Raw genomic sequence first — 16,579 nt, 5'->3', positions numbered from 1 at the left:
AAGCATGTCGGAAAAGAAGGGCAAGGCACGCGGTCTCGGGCGCGGGCTGTCGGCGCTGATGGCGGATGTGGAGCCGGCGCGTGACGCCTCTGGCGAGGCGGCACCGCGGCGTCCCGACACCCTCGTGCCCATAGAGCAGGTCGCGCCCAATCCGGATCAGCCGCGTCGGCATTTCGCCGAAGCCGATTTGCAGGAACTGGCGGAGTCCGTCCGCGCTCGCGGGATCCTTCAGCCCCTCATCGTTCGCCCGGACCCGCGGGATCCCGGCGCTTTCCAGATCGTCGCCGGCGAACGGCGCTGGCGCGCGGCGCAACTTGCCCAGCTTCACGAGATCCCCGTTCTCGTGCGCGACTTCGATGATACCGAGGTGCTGGAAGTCGCCATCGTCGAGAACATCCAGCGCGCCGACCTCAATCCCCTGGAAGAGGCCGCCGGCTATCGTCAACTCATGGATCGCTTCGGTCACACCCAGGAAAAGCTGGCGCAAGCGCTGGGCAAGAGCCGCAGCCACATCGCGAACCTGCTGCGGCTTCTCAATCTTCCCGATGAAGTGCAGGGGATGGTGCGCGAGGGCAGTTTGTCGGCCGGCCATGCCCGGGCGCTGGTCGCAACCGACATGCCGGTAGAGATTGCCCGGCAGGTGGCCGCCAAGGGGCTATCGGTTCGGGAAACCGAGAAGCTGGTGAAGAAATCGGCGCAGGAGCCGCGATCACCGCGCGCGCCGCGCCAAAGCGGCGGCGAGAAGGACGCCGATACCCGCGCGCTCGAAGGGGATCTTCATGCCGCGCTTGGGATGGGCGTGGCCATCGAGCACGATCCGGGCACCAATGGCGGTCGCATTGTGATCCGGTATCACTCGCTGGAGCAGCTTGATACGTTGTGTAACCTATTGAGTCGCAACTGAAATCCCGACAGTGTACTATTCCGACAATAACTGTCGGATAACTCCGTTCAACAGAAGGCGGCCCGAATCGGTCGCGCGAAGCCAATCATCCGCTCGCTCAACCAGCCCGAGTTCGGCAAGCTCTTCGATCGATTCTTCGCGCACCGCGTTCGGATCGAGCGATGCGAGTCGCGACAGGGACACGCCCTCGCGCAGTCGCAGGCCCATCATCAGGCATTCGGCCGCCTCGTCCGCGGCGGCAAGCGGCTCGGTCGATCGCCAGCCATGCCCGCGCTCGGCCATGTCCAGCCATGCGTCCGGGGCAAGTTCGGTATCGGTGCCGATGCGCCGCGTGCCGAGGGTCAGCCGGCCATGGGCTCCAGGCCCGATGCCGGCATAGTCGCCGTAGCGCCAATAGATCAGGTTGTGACGCGACTCCGCACCGGGACGCGCGTGGTTGGAGATCTCGTAGCCGTGCATCCCGGCGACGGCGCAGATCTCCTGCGTCAGCTCGTACATGTCCGCGCCCAGCGGCTCGTCCGGAAGCCCCCGCAATCCACCCCGCGCCGCGCGCTCCGCGAAAGCTGTGCCCGGCTCCAGCGTGAGTTGGTAGAGCGAGAGATGGTCCACCGCCATCTCGAGGGCCTCGGAAAGCTCCGCGCGCCATCCCTCCAGCGTCTGGTGCTGGCGGGCGTAGATCAGGTCGAAGCTGACGCGGTCGAAAACGCTTCGCGCGACATCGAAGGCGGCGCGCGCCTCGGCCGCCGAATGCTGCCGTCCGAGCCGCGCCAGGTCCTCGTCGTTCAGGGCCTGCACGCCCATCGACAGCCGGGTCACGCCGGCCGCCCCGTAGGCCCGGAAACGACTCGCTTCGACGGAGGTCGGGTTGGCCTCCAGGGTGACCTCGAGCGTTTCCTCCGTTTTCCACGTTCTTCGCACCCGGTCGAGGATCGCGGCCACCAGATCGGGGTCCATCAGGCTGGGCGTGCCACCGCCGAAGAACACGGTATCAAGACGCCTGTCCGCGGTCAGGCGCCCGACACGATCGATCTCTGCAAGGTAGGCGCGCCGCCAGCGCCCCTGGTCGATGTCGCGCGAGACGTGGCTGTTGAAATCGCAATAGGGGCACTTGGCCGCGCAGAAAGGCCAGTGGACATAAAGGCCGAACCCGCCGGCGCGCCAATCCTCAGCCAAAACAGCCTGCGAGCAGCTTTTCCATCGCGCGCCCGCGATGGCTCATGCGGTTCTTTTTCCAGCGATCCATCTCCGCGAAGGTGATGTCGTGACCGTCAGGTATGAAGATCGGGTCGTAGCCGTGACCCTGCCTGCCCCGCATCGGCCATGTGATGCGCCCCTCGATCGCGCCGTCGAACACCTCATCGTGGCCGTCCGGCCAGGCAAGGACGAGCGTGCAGCGAAACCGCCCCGTCCAGGGTTGTGGCGCGCCGGTTTCGACGAGCGCGTCGTGGGCCTTGCTCATCGCGTGGATGAAATCGCGACCTGCACCCGTCTCCGCCCAATCGGCGGTATGCACGCCGGGCGCCCCGTCCAGCGCATCGATCTCCAGCCCGGAATCGTCCGCCAGCGCAGGCAACCCGGTCGCCCGGGCCGCGGCATGTGCCTTTATGCGGGCGTTTCCCGCGAAACTCGTCTCGGTCTCCTCGGGTTCGGGCAGGTCATGCGCGGCGGCGCCCGTCACCGTGACGCCGTGATCCGCGAGCAACGCCGCGATCTCTTCGAGCTTGCCCGCGTTGTGCGTGGCCACGAGAAGCTGATCGCCCGCGAAACGTCTCATGCCGCGACCGCTGCTTTCTGCACCTCGGCCAGCCGCTTCACGCCCGCATCCGCGAGGTCGAGCAGGGTCTCCATCTGCGCGCGGGTGTAGGTGGCGCCCTCGGCCGACATCTGCACCTCGATCAGGCGACCGTCGCCCGTCATCACGAAATTCCCGTCCGCGCCGGCCTCGCTGTCCTCGGCGTAGTCGAGGTCGAGGACGGCCTGGCCGGCGTAAAGACCGCAGGACACCGCCGCGACAGGTTCGCCCAGCGGGTCGGAGACGATGTCGCCGGCCTTCATCAGCTTGTTCACCGCCAGTCGCAGCGCGACCCAGCCGCCCGTGATCGCGGCACAGCGCGTTCCGCCATCGGCCTGGATCACGTCGCAATCGACGGTGATCTGGCGCTCTCCCAGCGCGACCCGGTCCACCCCGGCGCGAAGCGACCGTCCGATCAGGCGCTGGATCTCGACCGTGCGCCCGCCCTGCTTTCCTGCCGTGGCCTCGCGGCGCATCCGCGTGTTGGTGGCGCGCGGCAGCATCCCGTATTCCGCGGTGACCCAGCCCAGGCCCGCGCCCTTCAGGAAGGGGGGCACGCGCTCTTCCAGCGTCGCGGTGCAGAGAACATGAGTGTCCCCCATGCGAATCATGCACGACCCCTCGGCGTGCTTCGTGACCCCGGTGTCGATTGAAACGGGGCGCAGATCGCTTAAGTCTCTACCAGACGGGCGCATCACTTCTCCTGAGCTTGGAATACGCGCACCGGATACAGGGCCGTGCCGGAGATGCGCAAGCCCGATTGAATTTTCGCAGCCGCGCAGTTTAATGGCAGGCCGGGCAGGGGACTTTTTCGGCAATGCAGGACGCCACACGCCTTCTGGAAGAGCTGAACGACCGCTCGCGCGAGGTCTTTCGGCGGGTGGTGGAAGGGTATCTCGACAGCGGGGAGCCCGTGGGCTCCCGCACGCTGACCCGCGCGATGTCGGAAAAGGTGTCCGCCGCGACGATCCGCAACGTGATGCAGGATCTCGAATATCTCGGGCTTCTGGACAGCCCCCATGTCAGCGCGGGACGTGTCCCCACACAGCTTGGGTTGCGCATGTTCGTCGACGGCCTGCTCGAGGTTGGGGACCTTACCGACGAGGACCGGCAGAAGATCGACGTGACGCTCGGTTCCAACACCGCGGACACCAGCGGCCTGCTCGATCGCGTGGGCGCCGCGCTTTCGGGCGTCACGCAGGGCGCGAGCCTCGTTCTGACACCGAAACACGAGGCGCCGATCCGGCACATCGAATTCGTCAGCCTGGGCCCGGACCGCGCGCTTGTGGTGCTCGTTTTCGCCGATGGCCATGTCGAAAACCGCATCTTCACCCCGCCACCGGGTCAGACGCCGTCTTCCATGCGCGAGGCCGGCAATTTCCTGAACGCGCTGGTCGAGGGGCGCACGATTTCCGAACTGCGCACCGTCATCGGCGCCGAGATCGAGCGCCGGCGGCAGGAGATCGACGGTCTGGCCCGGCAGCTGGTCGAGGACGGGCTGGCGGTCTGGGCAGAGGACGGGGACACGCGGGCGCGCCTCATCGTCCGGGGCCGGGCCAATCTTCTTGGAGGCGCCGGCGGGGACGAAGAGCTGGAACGCATCCGCGTGCTCTTCGACGACCTGGAGCGCAAGCGCGACATCGCGGAGTTCCTGGAACTTGCCGAGGACGGTGAGGGCGTGCGGATATTCATAGGGTCCGAGAACAAACTTTTTTCGCTTTCGGGTTCCTCTCTGGTCGTCTCTCCATATATGAACGCGGACCGGAAGATCGTGGGCGCCGTGGGTGTGATCGGACCGACGCGCCTGAACTACGGGCGCATCGTTCCGATCGTGGATTACACGGCGCACCTGGTCGGGCGGCTGATCTCCGACCGCAGCTAGAGGTGACACATGGCAGACTCCAAGCGTGAGGACAATTTCCTTGATGACGTCGAGGCGGCAGAGGTCGAAGAGCGAGCCTTCGAAACGGAGGAGCCCGCGGCCGAAGAGCTGGAACTCGACGCCTTGAGGGCCGAGCGCGACGAATTGCGCGACCGCTACATGCGCGCGCTCGCCGACGCCGAGAATGCCCGGAAACGATCCGAGAAGGATCGGCGCGAGGCAGAGCGTTACGGCGGGACGCGCATCGCGCGCGACCTCGTGCCGGTTTACGACAACCTGCAGCGCGCGCTTCTCGCGGCACGCGACGAGGGGGAGTCGGCCTCCGTCGCCCTTGTCGAGGGGGTCGAGCTGACCTTGCGCGAACTGATGAACGTTTTCCGCAAGCACGGGGTGGAGGCGATCACGCCGCAGGTGGGCGACCGCTTCGATCCGCAGCTTCACGAAGCGATGTACGAGGCGCCGGTCCCCGGCACCACGGCGGGCGAGATCATCCAGGTGCAGGCGGACGGTTTCCTGCTGCACGACCGGCTGCTGCGCGCCGCGCAGGTGGGCGTGTCCTCCAACACGGGCTGAGAACGACTCCCCGGCTAGGGCGCTCGAGCGATCTCGGCCTTCAATTCGTAGAGCAGGTCGAGAGCCTCGCGCGGGCTGAGTTCGTCGGGGTGGATCTCGGCGAGGCGCGTTTCGATCGCGGAAGGCTGCGCCGGGGCCGGCGCGGATGTGGCCGCTGCTGCGAACAACGGAAGGTCCTCGGCCAGGTCGACCGCGCGGGCGCCGCCCTCGCGATCGCCGCGCTCCAATGTCTCCAGCACCGTGCGCGCGCGCGCCACGACCGAGGCCGGGAGACCGGCAAGCTGGGCCACCTGCACGCCGTAGGACCGGTCGGCCGCGCCGGGGCGCACCTCGTGCAGGAAGATGACCTCGCCTTCCCATTCCTTCACCGCCACCGTTGCGTTCTCCACGCCATCAAGGCGCGTGGCGAGCGCGGTGAGCTCATGGTAGTGGGTGGCGAAGAGCGCGCGGCAGCGGTTCACCTCGTGCAGATGCTCGAGGGTGGCCCATGCGATGGAAAGCCCGTCATAGGTGGCGGTGCCGCGGCCGATCTCGTCGAGGATGACCAGCGCACGGTCGTCGGCCTGGTTCAGGATCGCCGCGGTCTCGACCATTTCCACCATGAAGGTGGAGCGCCCGCGCGCCAGATCGTCCGACGCCCCGACGCGGCTGAAAAGCTGGCTCACGAGGCCGAGACGGGCGTGCCGCGCGGGCACGAAGGCGCCCATCTGTGCCAGCACGGCGATCAGCGCGTTCTGCCGCAGCCACGTGGATTTTCCGGCCATGTTCGGCCCGGTCAGCAGCCGGATCGCCGCCGTATCACCCTCGGCGGACAGCGCGCAGTCGTTGGCGATGAAGGGCGCTCCGTCGGCGCGCAGCGCCGCCTCGACCACCGGGTGGCGTCCGCCTTCCACCGCGAAGGCACGGCTTGCATCGACCTCGGGCCGGGTCCAGTCCTGCTCGCGGGCGAGATCGGCGAGCGCAGCGGCGAGATCGAGTTCCGCGAGCGCGCGCGCCACCTCTCCGAGGGCCGCGGCCTCGGAGAGGATCGCGTCGCGCAGGCGCGCGAACACCGCTTTCTCCATCTCGAGCGCGCGAGCCCCGGCGTTCAGGATCTTCGTCTCCAGCTCGGAAAGTTCCACCGTGACGAAGCGCAGCTGGTTCGCCGTCGTCTGGCGGTGGATGAAGGTTTCCGAAAGGGGCGGGGCCATCATGCGCTCTGCATGGGTGGCGGTTGTTTCCACGAAATAGCCCAGCACGTTGTTGTGCTTGATCTTGAGCGAGGCGATACCCGTGAGTTCCGCGTATTGCGCCTGAAGCCCGGCGATGACGCCGCGCCCCTCGTCGCGCAGCCGCCGCGTGTCGTCGAGTTCGGGTTCGAACCCTTCGGCCACGAAACCCCCGTCCCGCGCAAGCAGGGGAGGCTCGGCCACCAGCGCGGCGTCGAGCAGGGAGAAAAGCGCCTCATGGCCCCGCAGCGCCGCGACGGCCCCGGCAAGAAGATCGGGCAGATCATGCGCCGACGCGCGGACCTGAAGCGTCTCTGCCTCTTGCAGCGCGGCGCGTATCGCGGCGAGGTCGCGCGGCCCGGCGCGGTCCAGCGCCAGACGAGACAGCGCGCGATCGATGTCGGGCACCTTGCGCAGCCGCGCGCGCAGTTCGCCCGCGAGCGTCTGATCCTCGAAAAGCGCGCCGACGGCGGATTGACGGGCGTGGATTGTCGACAGTTCGCGCGAGGGGGCGGAAAGCCGCCGCTCCAGGAGCCGCGCGCCCCCCGCCGTCACGGTGCGGTCTATGGCGGCAAGCAGCGATCCGGCGCGCCCGCCCTGCAGCGCGCGGGTGAGTTCGAGGTTGCGGCGGGTCGCCGCGTCGATCTGCATCAGGGCGCCGGAGGCCTCTCGTGCCGGCGGCCGCAGAAGGGGCAGTTTCCCCTTCTGCGTGAGTTCGAGATATTCGACGATCGCCCCCATCGCGGACAGTTCGGCGCGGGTGAAGGCCCCGAAACCGTCCAGCGTCTCCACCCGGAACAGCGCGGCGATCCGCCCCTCGGCCGCGGTGCTGTCGAAGGCCGAGCGCCCCAGCGCCGTGAGCGCCGCGCCATGATCGGCCACCACGTTCGCGCAGTCGCGTTCCAGTACCTCGGAGACGAGAACTTCCGACGGCGCCAGCCGCGCCAGTTCCGGTCCGAGCCGGACACGCGGAATCGACATGACGTGAAAGGCGCCGGTGGAAATGTCGACCCAGGCGAGGGCGCCCTCGTTCCGCGTCTCGGCATAGGCGGCCAGGAAATTGTGGCGCCGCGCCTCGAGAAGGCTCTCCTCGGTCAGCGTGCCGGGGGTGACGAGGCGGACCACCTCGCGCCTGACCACGGCCTTGGAACCGCGCTTGCGGGCCTCTTCGGGGCGTTCCATCTGCTCGCAGACCGCGACGCGGAATCCCTTGCGGATCAGGGTCAGAAGATAGCCCTCCGCGGAATGCACGGGCACGCCGCACATCGGGATGTCCTCGCCGTCGTGCTTGCCGCGCCTGGTGAGCGCGATGTCGAGCGCCCCCGCGGCCGCCACCGCGTCGTCGAAGAACATCTCGTAGAAATCGCCCATCCGGTAGAACAGGAGCGCGTCCGGATTCTCCGCCTTGATCGCGGAATATTGTGCCATCATCGGCGTTGTGTTGGCGGTTGCAGTCAGGCTACACTCCCCAGCCATCGTTTGCACCCAGCATCCGGAAGGTGACCCGTTGCCGATATTCGGTGGGCTTAGTCAATGTTGACGACCTTTGCACCCCTCGATCTCAGCCATCTGACGCCCGCGGCGCAAGGCTCGGAGCGGCGGGTGTACCTGCACCCGCGGGACGACGACCTCGTGGTCAAGACGATCATCCCGCGCGATGCGCGAAACCTCAGCCTGCGCACGATGCGGGGGCTGACCACGCGGCTTTTCTCGTCGGTCCTCACCCGCTCCACCATCGCCGAGCAGAAGGAGCAGGCGCGCACGCTTTCGGCGGCGCAGGCGAATTTCGGGCGCCCGCCCTTCGCGCTGCATTACGGCTTCGTTCAGACGACCCAAGGCTGGGGCGCGCTCGCGCAACGGGTCGCCGGCCCGCAAGGGCGGCTGGGGCCGACGCTCCTGCAACTCTCCAGAACCGGAGGCCTTACCGAGGAAGTCGTCGAGCTGCTGAACGACACCGCTCGGCGGATGGAGCTTTACGGCGTGCAGGCCAGTGACATGAACGCCAAGAATTTCGTGCTCGGCACCCGGGGCGACGGGCGCGAGGTGGTGCTTGTGGACGGGCTGGGCGACGTGCACGCGCTGCCGTTGCGCAGGCTGTCGCGGCGTTTCAACCGCGCGGCACAGGATCGCGCCTTCCGCAAATGCGCGGCGCGGCTCGGTCTCGAGTGGGACAGCGCGGCATGGCGGTTCCACAAGAGCTGACCGTTGCGTGTAAGGCCCGGCCCTGCTTCGCTGCCGCAAGACGCGGCGGATCTTCCGTAGAAAAACGTGCCGAAGCCACGCGGGCGTGGCGGGGGCCGACGTCTCCGAGCACCGCCGGGGCCGGGAAGAAGGACAGGATGCGATGACGATCTGGAACCTCGGCTCGATCAACGCTGATTTCGCCTATGCCGTGTCGCGTCTGCCGGGGCCCGGAGAGACGGTCGCCGCGACCGCGCTCGATCGTGGCCTGGGCGGCAAGGGCGCCAATATCTCGGTCGCCGCGGCGCGCGCGGCCGCGCGGGTTGTCCATGTGGGCGCGATCGGGCCGGACGGGCGATGGGCGGCGGAGCGGCTCTTGGAATACGGGGTGGACACGCGCCACATCGCCGAGGTGGGCGAGGTGACCGGCCATGCCGTCATCGCCGTAGAGCCGGGCGGCGAGAATGCGATCCTGATCTGGCCGGGGGCGAACGCCGCGATCCCGGAAAGCGTGCGCGATGCCGCGCTTGCCGCCGCGCGCACGGGCGACTGGGCGGTGACGCAGAACGAAACCAACGGCCAGGCCGGGTGGCTTTCGGCGGCGCGGCGGCTCGGGCTGCGAACGGCCTATGTCGCCGCGCCCTTCGAAACTGGCGCGGCGCGGGCGGCGCTGCCTCACGCCGACCTGCTGATCCTGAACGCGGTCGAGGCGCGCCAGCTGAGCGAGGCCACCGGCGCGGCGCCGGGTGCGCTGAGCGTCGCGGATGTGGTGGTGACGTGCGGGGCGGAAGGCTGCACATGGCACGGCCCCGGAGGCGCACGCGAGTTCCCGGCCGATCCCGTGCAGGCGGTGGACACTACCGGCGCGGGCGACACCTTCGCCGGTTACCTGCTCGCGGGTCTGGACCGGGGCTTTCCCATGGCCCAGGCCATAGGGATGGCCCAGAGCGCCGCCGCGCTCATGGTCGCGCGGCGCGGCACGGCGGACGTGATCCCGGATCTTGCAGAGGTGCAGGCTGCCCGCGGCGCGCCCTAGCCGCCGGCGAAGGGCGCGGCCTCTCCCCAGAGCTCGCGCACCCGCGCGTCGCGCCCGCAGCGATCCCGGTAGCGGTTGTAGGCCACCCTTTTCGGCACGCCGATCCCGACGCTGGTGAAGGCGATGCGGTCGTCGCTCTTGTAGTAGTCCTGGTGATAGTCCTCGGCCCGGTAGAAGGGACCTTCCTCGAGGATGGGCGTCACGATGTCCTGGCCCAGGGCGGTCGCGGCGGCATCCTTAGCGTCCGTCGCGAGGCGGCGTTCGGCGGGGCCATCCACGAAGATCGCTGAGCGGTAGCTTTCGCCCCGGTCGCAGAACTGTCCGCCGGCATCGAGCGGGTCGATGGATCGGAAAAAGAGGTGCAGAAGCTGCTCGCGGCTGACCGCGTCGGGGTCGAAGCGGATCTGCACCGCCTCGTAATGGCCGGTTCCGCCCCGCACCACCTGCTCGTAGGTGGGGTTCTCGACCTTCCCGCCGGTATAGCCCGAGACCACCTCGGACACGCCGCGGACCTTCTCGAAATCCGCTTCCACGCACCAGAAACAGCCGCCGGCGACGGTAAGCACCTCGGTCTCGGCGGCGTGAACCTCTTTGGCGTTCACGGTGAGTCCCATCACGATCAGCACCGCCAGAAGCGCGGGCTTGAGGCTTTTGAGAAGACCCATCGCAGATTTCCTTCCAGAATTCGCGCAGGCAGGCTGGGCCGCGTGCGGGCTTTGCGCAAGCCACGAAATCGTGTGTCACGCAGGCGTGAGCGGTCCCCGCCGGCGGGTCGTGCGGGCTTGCGGGCGCGCGCGGACCCAGCCGGCCCCGCAGGGCCGGAGCGCGCGGAAGCTCAGGATCCCAGGCGCTTGCGCCGCGAGGCCAGCAGCTTCAGCCGGAGCGCGTTGAGCTGGATGAAGCCCTTCGCGTCGGCCTGGTCGTAGGCGCCGGCATCGTCCTCGAAGGTGACATGCGCCTCGGAATAAAGCGAATGGTCCGACCAGCGGCCGACCGTGCGCGCGAGCCCCTTGTAGAGCTTGAGCCGCACCGTGCCGGTCACGTGCTCCTGGCTTCTGTCTATCGCGGCCTGAAGCATCTCGCGCTCGGGCGAGAACCAGAAGCCGTTGTAGATGAGCTCCGCATAGCGCGGCATCAGCTCGTCCTTCAGGTGCGCCGCCCCGCGATCGAGCGTGATCTGCTCGATCCCGCGGTGCGCTTCCAGCAAGAGCGTGCCGCCCGGCGTCTCGTAGATGCCGCGGGATTTCATGCCGACGAAACGCCCCTCGACGAGGTCGAGGCGGCCGATCCCGTGCTTGCCGCCGAGCTCGTTCAGCCGCGTCAGCAGCGCGGCCGGCGACAGCCAGTCGCCGTTCACGCTGACCGCATCGCCCTTCTCGAAGCCGATATCGACGTATTCCGGCCGGTCCGGCGCGTCCTCGGGATGCACGGTGCGCTGATAGACGTAGTCGGGCGCATCCTGTGCCGGGTCTTCCAGCACCTTTCCCTCGGAGGAGGTGTGCAGAAGGTTCGCGTCCACGCTGAAGGGCGCTTCGCCCCGCTTGTCCCTGGCGATCGGGATCTGGTGCGCCTCGGCCCATTCGATGAGCTTCGTGCGCGAGGTGAGGTCCCATTCGCGCCATGGCGCGATGACCTTGATGTCGGGGTCGAGCGCATAGGCCGAAAGTTCGAAACGCACCTGGTCGTTGCCCTTGCCGGTCGCGCCATGGGCCACGGCGTCGGCGCCCTCGCGGGCCGCGATCTCGACCAGCCGCTTGGAGATCAGGGGCCGCGCGATGGAGGTGCCGAGCAGGTAGAGCCCCTCGTAGACGGCGTTCGCCCGGAACATCGGGAAGACGAAGTCGCGCACGAACTCCTCGCGCAGATCCTCGATGTAGACGGCCGAGGCCCCCATCATCTCCGCCTTCTGGCGCGCGGGCTCGAGCTCTTCGCCCTGGCCGAGGTCGGCGGTGAAGGTCACGACCTCGCAGCGGTATTCGCTTTGAAGCCACTTGAGGATGATCGAGGTGTCGAGGCCGCCGGAATAGGCCAGCACGACTTTCTTCGGCGCGTCCATTATGGGAACCCTTCGAAATCTTCGGCAGTCGCCGCTAGGTATTGAGTTTCCGGAAGGGGGGCAAGGGTTTGACCGATAGCCGGCAGCCAGGCGCGAACGGGGAGGACATTCAGGTGGATCCGCCCGCCAAGCACCTGCGCCCGGAGGTGCGCGCGCAGTGGTCGTCCGAACCCGCCTTCGTCTTCTCCATGGCCGCCGCGGCGGTGGGTCTGGGCAATCTCTGGCGCTTTCCCTACATGGTGGGCGAGAACGGCGGCGGCGCCTTCATCCTCGCCTATCTGGTGGTGCTCTTCGGGCTCGCGGTGCCGATCATGATGCTGGAGGTCGCGGCGGGCCGTCTGCAGCACGGCAGCGTGGTGACCACCTTCGCCGGCCTGACGCGGCTCGGGCGGCCCTATGGCTGGTTCGTGGTCGCGCTGACTGTGGTCGTGTCCAGCTACTACCTCGTCATCACGGGATGGACGATGGGCTATGCCGTCAACGCGCTTCGGCAGGAGATCACGCTTTTCCGTGATTTCACCGCCGGTTACGGCTCCGTCTGGTATTTTCTCGCCGTCACCGCGCTGTGCGGCCTGGTGCTCTTGCGCGGCGTCCGCGCCATCGAGGCGTTGTCGAAGCTGCTGATGCCGGTGCTGGCGCTCATGATCGCCGGCCTCGTGGGCTTCGCCGCCACCACCGAGGGCTGGGGCCCGGCGGCGGATTTCCTTCTGCGGTGGGAGCCGGCCGCCCTGGCGCGGCCCGAGCTCTGGGCCTTCGCGGCGGGCCAGGCCTTCTACACGCTCGCCATCGGGCAGGGTTATCTCGTGACCTATGGCAGCTACATCCCGCGCAAGACCCATGTCCCGCGGGCCGCGCTGATCGTGACGGCGACCGAGACGGGGGTCGCGCTCCTGGCGGGCTGGATGATCTTTCCCTTCGTCTTCAGCGAGGGGCTGGCGCCCGATACCGGCAGCGACCTCGCCTTCACGACGCTGCCGCGGGTCTTCGACGGTCTGGCCGGGGGCGTCTACCTGGCGACGGCGTTCTTCCTGCTGTTCTTTTTCGCGGCGTTCTCGTCCTGCCTTGCCGGTCTGAAGGTCATCGTCGCCGCGCTGGCCGAGGAACTGAGCCTGCGCAACAGTCATGCGGTGGCGCTGACCGTGGCGGCGATGATCGTGCTGGGCCTTCCCTCGGCGCTGAGCTATTCGCCGCTCGCGCTGACGCTCTGGGGAATGCCGGTGCTCGATTTCCTCGACAGGTTCGGGGGCACGAACGTCGTCCTCGCCTCGGGCGTGATCGGGACCACGCTGCTGTGCTGGATGCTGCCGGCGCCGCGAATCGTCTACGCAATGGGCGCCAAGACCGGCTGGTGGGCCTTGCGCATTCTGTTCGCCGGGCGCAGCCTGCCGTTTCTGGCGGTGGCGCTCTGGCTCTGGTATCTGCGCGCCGGGTAGCAACCGGGCGAGGGAGGCGAGCCATGTCCGATTTCCGCGAGGCGGCCAGCGCCGCCGAGCGCGCCATGCGCGACGTCTTCGAGCCGACGCCGCTGACGCTGAACGCGCACCTGTCCGAGCGCTTCGGCGCCGAGATCTGGCTGAAACGCGAGGACCTCAGCCCCGTGCGATCCTACAAGCTGCGCGGCGCGTTCAACGCCATGCGCAAGCGGCTGGGGCAGGGACGTCTCTTCGCCTGCGCCAGCGCGGGCAACCACGCGCAGGGCGTGGCCTACATGTGCCGCCATTTCGGGGCGCGCGGCGTGATCTTCATGCCCGTGACGACGCCGCAGCAGAAAATCCAGAAGACCCGCATGTTCGGGGGCGAGGCGGTCGAGATCCGGCTGGTGGGCGATTACGTCGACGACACGCTGTCGGCCGCCAAGCGCTACTGCGCCGAGACGGGCGCACAGTTCCTGTCGCCTTTCGACGACGAGGACGTGATCGAGGGCCAGGCCAGCGTCGCGGTCGAGATCGAGGCGCAACTCGGCGCCGCGCCGGACCGGATCGTGCTGGCTGTGGGCGGCGGCGGGCTGTCCGCCGGAGTGCGCAGCTGGTTCGGCCCCGCCGTCCCGATGAGTTTCGTGGAACCCCGTGGCGCGCGCTCGCTTTTCGCGGCGCTCAAGGCGGGCGAACCGGTGAAGCTCGACCGGGTGGACACCTTCGTGGACGGCGCGGCGGTGGCGATGGTGGGCGAGCGGACCTTCGCGCGCCTGTCGGACGTGGATCCGGCGGACGTTCTGTCCGCGCCGGAGGACCGGATCTGTGCCACCATTCTGGAGATGCTGAACGTCGAAGGGATCGTGCTGGAACCCGCGGGCGCGCTTTCGGTGGACGTGCTGCCCGCCCTGGCTGAGGTGATCCGGGGGCGGCGGGTGGTCTGCGTGACGTCGGGCGGCAACTTCGACTTCGAGCGCCTGCCCGAGGTCAAGGAACGCGCGCAGCGCTATTCGGGCATCAAGAAATACTTCATCCTTCGCCTGCCGCAGCGTCCCGGCGCGCTGAAGGAGTTCCTCGGCTATCTCGGGCCGGAGGACGACATCGCGCGCTTCGAGTATCTCAAGAAGTCGGCGCGGAACTTCGGCTCCGTGCTGATCGGGATCGAAACGACCGACGCGGCGAATTTCCCCGCGCTTTTCGGCAAGCTCGATGCCGCCGGTCTGGCCTACCAGGACATCACCGATGACGAGATCCTGGCGCAGTTCCTGATCTGACGGGGCTCAGGCCGCGAGCCTGTCGCCGACCTCCGCGCCGAACGTGGCGCGGGCGGCATCGTAGGAGGCCAGGATGCGATCGACCGGCACGGCCTCTCCGCGAGCGGCCATGCGCTCGCCCGCCTCGCAAAGCCGCGCCATCTCCGCGAAGCCCAGGTTGCGCGCGCTGCCCTTGAGGAAATGAAGCTGCATCCGGATCTCGCCGGCGGGTGCGGCGGAAAGGGCGGCGACGGCGGCGCCGGTCTCCTCGAAGAAGACCGCGACCACCTCCTCGAAATCCTCCGGCCCGACCTCCTCCCTAAGCTCGGCCACCCGCGTCCAGTCGATGATGGGCGTCTGGCTCATGCTGCGTTCCCCGTTCTGCACCCCCATCGGCGAACCGTGCCACCGCGGCGTTAAGCGACGGTTATCGCCCACAGGGGATACCGCGCGGATTCACGGGTTCTTAGCATATCTCGGAGACGGTGCCGGAACACGCGGGAACTAGGGCGGCAAGAACGATGCAGGTATCGGCCGATAGCGCCGTTGCGGTCGACGCGCCGGGCGGCGCGATCCGGGACGTGCTCATCGTCGACGACAGCCGCTTTCAGCGGCGGATCCTCCGCGCGTTGCTCTCACGCTGGGGATTTCGCGTTCGCGAGGCCGGCAGCGGCATGGAGGCGCTGGCGCTCTGCGAGACGCAGCCGCCCGATCTCGTGCTCAGCGACTGGATGATGCCGGGCATGTCGGGGCTGGCCTTTTGCCGTGCGTTCCACGCGCTGCTCGGCAACGGCTCGAACTATTTCATCCTTCTCACGTCGAAGCGCGAAAAATGCGAGGTGGCGGAGGGGCTCGACGCGGGCGCGGACGACTTCCTGACGAAGCCGGTCGATCCGGAGGAATTGCGCGCGCGAATCAGCGCGGGCGACCGGATGATCGCCATGCAGCGGGAGCTGGAGGAAAAGAACCGTCTCATCTCGGAGACGCTCTCGGCGCTTCGGTCCGCCCACGACGCCATCGAAGAGGATCTGCGCCAGGCGCGCCGCATCCAGCAGGCACTCGTGCCGGCGCGGGACCAGCGCTTCGGACGCGCGTCCGTGAGCGTGCTTCTCAGGCCATGCGGCCATGTGGGGGGCGACCTCGTCGGCGCATTCACCCCCGGCCAGGGGCTTTTGGGCCTTTACGCGATCGACGTGTCGGGCCACGGCATAACCTCCGCCCTGATGACCGCGCGCGTCGCGGGCTACCTCAGCGCGAATTTTCCCGACCAGAACCTTGCCATGGAACGGGGTCCCGGTTCCTCCTTCGTCCTGCGCCCGCCGGAGGAGGTCGCGTCGGCCCTGAACGACCGTCTTCTCGCCGACGCCGGTATCGAACAGTATTTCACGATGCTTTACGCCACGGTCGACACGCGGGACGGGGCGGTCAGGCTCGTCCAGGCCGGGCACCCGAATCCGCTGATCCTGCGCGCGTCCGGCACCTGCGAGATGCTGGGCGCGGGCGGTCTGCCCGTGGGTCTCGTCGGCGAGGCCCGTTTCGAGCGGGTGGAGGCGCGGCTCGGCCGCGAGGACCGCCTGCTGGTCTGCTCCGACGGCGTGACGGAATGCCGGCTGGCGGGCGGGGGCATGCTCGGCGACGACGGTCTGATCGCCCTCGCGACCGAGGTGGCGGGTTCGGGCGCGCGGGGGTCCGCGTTTCTCGACGCGCTTTACGAGCGGCTCTTGCGGGCCATGCCCGACGGCGTGGACGTGGCCGACGACGTGTCGGCGGTGCTGCTCGAGCTTGACGGCTAGCGCAGAAAGCGGGCGGCGAATCGGCGGTCGCCCGCATTCCCGAGCTTTCGCCACGCCTCGTTCCGCCGAAGCCAGACCGCCGTATGGCCCGGCTCGGGCGGCGCGCCCAGTGCGCGCACCGGGCGGGCGACGTAGATCGTGCAGAGCTTTTCGGCCCAGAGGTCGTATTCCGGCATGTAGGCGAAGCGGCGAAATGCGCCCAGGCGGCGCGGTGTGGAGATGATCCAGCCCGTCTCTTCCCATACCTCGCGGTGCAGCGCGACGAGAGGCGATTCGCCCGGGTCGATCCCGCCGCCGGGCAGCTGAAGCTCGGGCTCGGGCCACGCCTGACGGGTGACCAGAACCTGGCCCTTTTTCGGCAGCAGGGCATAAACCCCCGGACGCAGGACGTGGCGGCGATCGCGCGCGGGAGGAGAGCCATAGCGAGGGATCATGGCCGGGTTTCGTCCTATTGGCGCATTTCTTGCCATGCCTATATCGTGGCGGTAT

General features: G+C 68.3%; 16 protein-coding genes. 8 read left to right on the top strand and 8 right to left on the bottom strand.

The annotated features are described in order from the left end of the window. Window positions 1-4 precede the first annotated feature (4 nt). Window positions 5-904 carry a ParB/RepB/Spo0J family partition protein gene (locus AB6A69_RS11685; RefSeq protein WP_371060890.1) on the top strand — a complete coding sequence of 300 codons (900 nt, stop codon included), beginning with the start codon at window positions 5-7 and terminating at the stop codon, window positions 902-904. Window positions 905-919: 15 nt separating this feature from the next. On the opposite strand, the gene hemW is transcribed toward AB6A69_RS11685, so the two are convergent. From hemW to rph, 3 genes are read right to left on the bottom strand one after another with little or no spacing between them, the layout of a single operon-like run. Beyond that, the gene (hemW, locus tag AB6A69_RS11680; RefSeq protein WP_371060889.1) at window positions 920-2,077 is read right to left on the bottom strand and encodes a radical SAM family heme chaperone HemW; all 1,158 of its coding nucleotides are present in this window, start codon (window positions 2,075-2,077) and stop codon (window positions 920-922) included. Then, window positions 2,070-2,678, bottom strand: a complete 609-nt coding sequence (rdgB, locus tag AB6A69_RS11675; protein WP_371060888.1) for an RdgB/HAM1 family non-canonical purine NTP pyrophosphatase — start codon at window positions 2,676-2,678, stop codon at window positions 2,070-2,072. The genes hemW and rdgB overlap by 8 nt, the downstream gene beginning before the upstream one ends. Further along, window positions 2,675-3,391 carry a ribonuclease PH gene (gene rph / locus AB6A69_RS11670; RefSeq protein WP_371055871.1) on the bottom strand — a complete coding sequence of 239 codons (717 nt, stop codon included), beginning with the start codon at window positions 3,389-3,391 and terminating at the stop codon, window positions 2,675-2,677. The genes rdgB and rph overlap by 4 nt, the downstream gene beginning before the upstream one ends. A 122-nt stretch (window positions 3,392-3,513) precedes the next feature. Between rph and hrcA the strand changes: the two genes are divergently transcribed. Next, on the top strand, window positions 3,514-4,578 hold the full coding sequence (gene hrcA / locus AB6A69_RS11665; RefSeq protein WP_371038842.1) for a heat-inducible transcriptional repressor HrcA: 1,065 nt from the start codon (window positions 3,514-3,516) through the stop codon (window positions 4,576-4,578). A gap of 9 nt (window positions 4,579-4,587) precedes the next feature. Next, on the top strand, window positions 4,588-5,151 hold the full coding sequence (locus AB6A69_RS11660; protein WP_371038841.1) for a nucleotide exchange factor GrpE: 564 nt from the start codon (window positions 4,588-4,590) through the stop codon (window positions 5,149-5,151). A gap of 14 nt (window positions 5,152-5,165) precedes the next feature. Here the strand turns inward: AB6A69_RS11660 and mutS are convergent, their stop codons facing one another. Further along, entirely contained in the window at window positions 5,166-7,790 is a 2,625-nt protein-coding gene (gene mutS, locus AB6A69_RS11655) for a DNA mismatch repair protein MutS (protein WP_371060887.1), read from the bottom strand. Window positions 7,791-7,892: 102 nt separating this feature from the next. Here mutS and AB6A69_RS11650 point away from each other — a divergent pair, with 102 nt between their 5' ends. Continuing rightward, a complete protein-coding gene (locus AB6A69_RS11650) occupies window positions 7,893-8,561 on the top strand; it encodes a YrbL family protein (RefSeq protein ID WP_371060886.1) in 669 nt (222 codons plus the stop codon). A gap of 142 nt (window positions 8,562-8,703) precedes the next feature. After that, window positions 8,704-9,576 carry a PfkB family carbohydrate kinase gene (locus tag AB6A69_RS11645; RefSeq protein WP_371060885.1) on the top strand — a complete coding sequence of 291 codons (873 nt, stop codon included), beginning with the start codon at window positions 8,704-8,706 and terminating at the stop codon, window positions 9,574-9,576. Here AB6A69_RS11645 and msrA read toward each other — a convergent pair. Both msrA and AB6A69_RS11635 read right to left on the bottom strand, forming a co-directional pair. Beyond that, window positions 9,573-10,241, bottom strand: coding sequence for a peptide-methionine (S)-S-oxide reductase MsrA (gene msrA / locus AB6A69_RS11640; RefSeq protein WP_371060884.1), 669 nt, complete (start codon window positions 10,239-10,241; stop codon window positions 9,573-9,575). The genes AB6A69_RS11645 and msrA overlap by 4 nt on opposite strands. A 170-nt stretch (window positions 10,242-10,411) precedes the next feature. After that, on the bottom strand, window positions 10,412-11,632 hold the full coding sequence (locus AB6A69_RS11635; RefSeq protein WP_371038836.1) for an argininosuccinate synthase: 1,221 nt from the start codon (window positions 11,630-11,632) through the stop codon (window positions 10,412-10,414). 113 nt (window positions 11,633-11,745) lie between these two features. Between AB6A69_RS11635 and AB6A69_RS11630 the strand changes: the two genes are divergently transcribed. Further along, the gene (locus tag AB6A69_RS11630) at window positions 11,746-13,065 is read left to right on the top strand and encodes a sodium-dependent transporter (RefSeq protein ID WP_371060883.1); all 1,320 of its coding nucleotides are present in this window, start codon (window positions 11,746-11,748) and stop codon (window positions 13,063-13,065) included. A gap of 23 nt (window positions 13,066-13,088) precedes the next feature. After that, complete coding sequence (gene ilvA, locus AB6A69_RS11625; protein ID WP_371038834.1) at window positions 13,089-14,318, top strand: threonine ammonia-lyase IlvA; 1,230 nt, start codon at window positions 13,089-13,091, stop codon at window positions 14,316-14,318. 6 nt (window positions 14,319-14,324) lie between these two features. On the opposite strand, the gene AB6A69_RS11620 is transcribed toward ilvA, so the two are convergent. Further along, window positions 14,325-14,663, bottom strand: a complete 339-nt coding sequence (locus tag AB6A69_RS11620; RefSeq protein ID WP_371060882.1) for an Hpt domain-containing protein — start codon at window positions 14,661-14,663, stop codon at window positions 14,325-14,327. 155 nt (window positions 14,664-14,818) lie between these two features. On the opposite strand from AB6A69_RS11620, the gene AB6A69_RS11615 reads away from it, so the two are divergent. After that, on the top strand, window positions 14,819-16,090 hold the full coding sequence (locus AB6A69_RS11615; protein ID WP_371060881.1) for a PP2C family protein-serine/threonine phosphatase: 1,272 nt from the start codon (window positions 14,819-14,821) through the stop codon (window positions 16,088-16,090). On the opposite strand, the gene AB6A69_RS11610 is transcribed toward AB6A69_RS11615, so the two are convergent. Then, window positions 16,087-16,524, bottom strand: a complete 438-nt coding sequence (locus AB6A69_RS11610; protein ID WP_371055862.1) for an NUDIX domain-containing protein — start codon at window positions 16,522-16,524, stop codon at window positions 16,087-16,089. The genes AB6A69_RS11615 and AB6A69_RS11610 overlap by 4 nt on opposite strands. Window positions 16,525-16,579: the final 55 nt, after the last annotated feature.

Origin of the sequence: Rhodosalinus sp. 5P4 (genome assembly GCF_041365695.1) — a bacterium.
GTDB lineage: Bacteria > Pseudomonadota > Alphaproteobacteria > Rhodobacterales > Rhodobacteraceae > Rhodosalinus.
Note: the sequence above shows the minus strand (reverse complement) of the source record. Positions and strands in the feature narration are given on the sequence as shown.

Bases quoted from the DNA above. Each gene is read 5' to 3' on its own strand.
- rph (WP_371055871.1), bottom strand. From the start codon at position 3,391: ATGCGCCCGTCTGGTAGAGACTTAAGCGATCTGCGCCCCGTTTCAATC.
- AB6A69_RS11685 (WP_371060890.1), top strand. From the start codon at position 5: ATGTCGGAAAAGAAGGGCAAGGCACGCGGTCTCGGGCGCGGGCTGTCG.
- AB6A69_RS11635 (WP_371038836.1), bottom strand. From the start codon at position 11,632: ATGGACGCGCCGAAGAAAGTCGTGCTGGCCTATTCCGGCGGCCTCGAC.
- AB6A69_RS11615 (WP_371060881.1), top strand. From the start codon at position 14,819: ATGCAGGTATCGGCCGATAGCGCCGTTGCGGTCGACGCGCCGGGCGGC.
- hrcA (WP_371038842.1), top strand. From the start codon at position 3,514: ATGCAGGACGCCACACGCCTTCTGGAAGAGCTGAACGACCGCTCGCGC.
- AB6A69_RS11660 (WP_371038841.1), top strand. From the start codon at position 4,588: ATGGCAGACTCCAAGCGTGAGGACAATTTCCTTGATGACGTCGAGGCG.
- rdgB (WP_371060888.1), bottom strand. From the start codon at position 2,678: ATGAGACGTTTCGCGGGCGATCAGCTTCTCGTGGCCACGCACAACGCG.
- AB6A69_RS11650 (WP_371060886.1), top strand. From the start codon at position 7,893: ATGTTGACGACCTTTGCACCCCTCGATCTCAGCCATCTGACGCCCGCG.
- AB6A69_RS11620 (WP_371060882.1), bottom strand. From the start codon at position 14,663: ATGAGCCAGACGCCCATCATCGACTGGACGCGGGTGGCCGAGCTTAGG.
- AB6A69_RS11610 (WP_371055862.1), bottom strand. From the start codon at position 16,524: ATGATCCCTCGCTATGGCTCTCCTCCCGCGCGCGATCGCCGCCACGTC.
- msrA (WP_371060884.1), bottom strand. From the start codon at position 10,241: ATGGGTCTTCTCAAAAGCCTCAAGCCCGCGCTTCTGGCGGTGCTGATC.
- mutS (WP_371060887.1), bottom strand. From the start codon at position 7,790: ATGATGGCACAATATTCCGCGATCAAGGCGGAGAATCCGGACGCGCTC.
- ilvA (WP_371038834.1), top strand. From the start codon at position 13,089: ATGTCCGATTTCCGCGAGGCGGCCAGCGCCGCCGAGCGCGCCATGCGC.
- AB6A69_RS11645 (WP_371060885.1), top strand. From the start codon at position 8,704: ATGACGATCTGGAACCTCGGCTCGATCAACGCTGATTTCGCCTATGCC.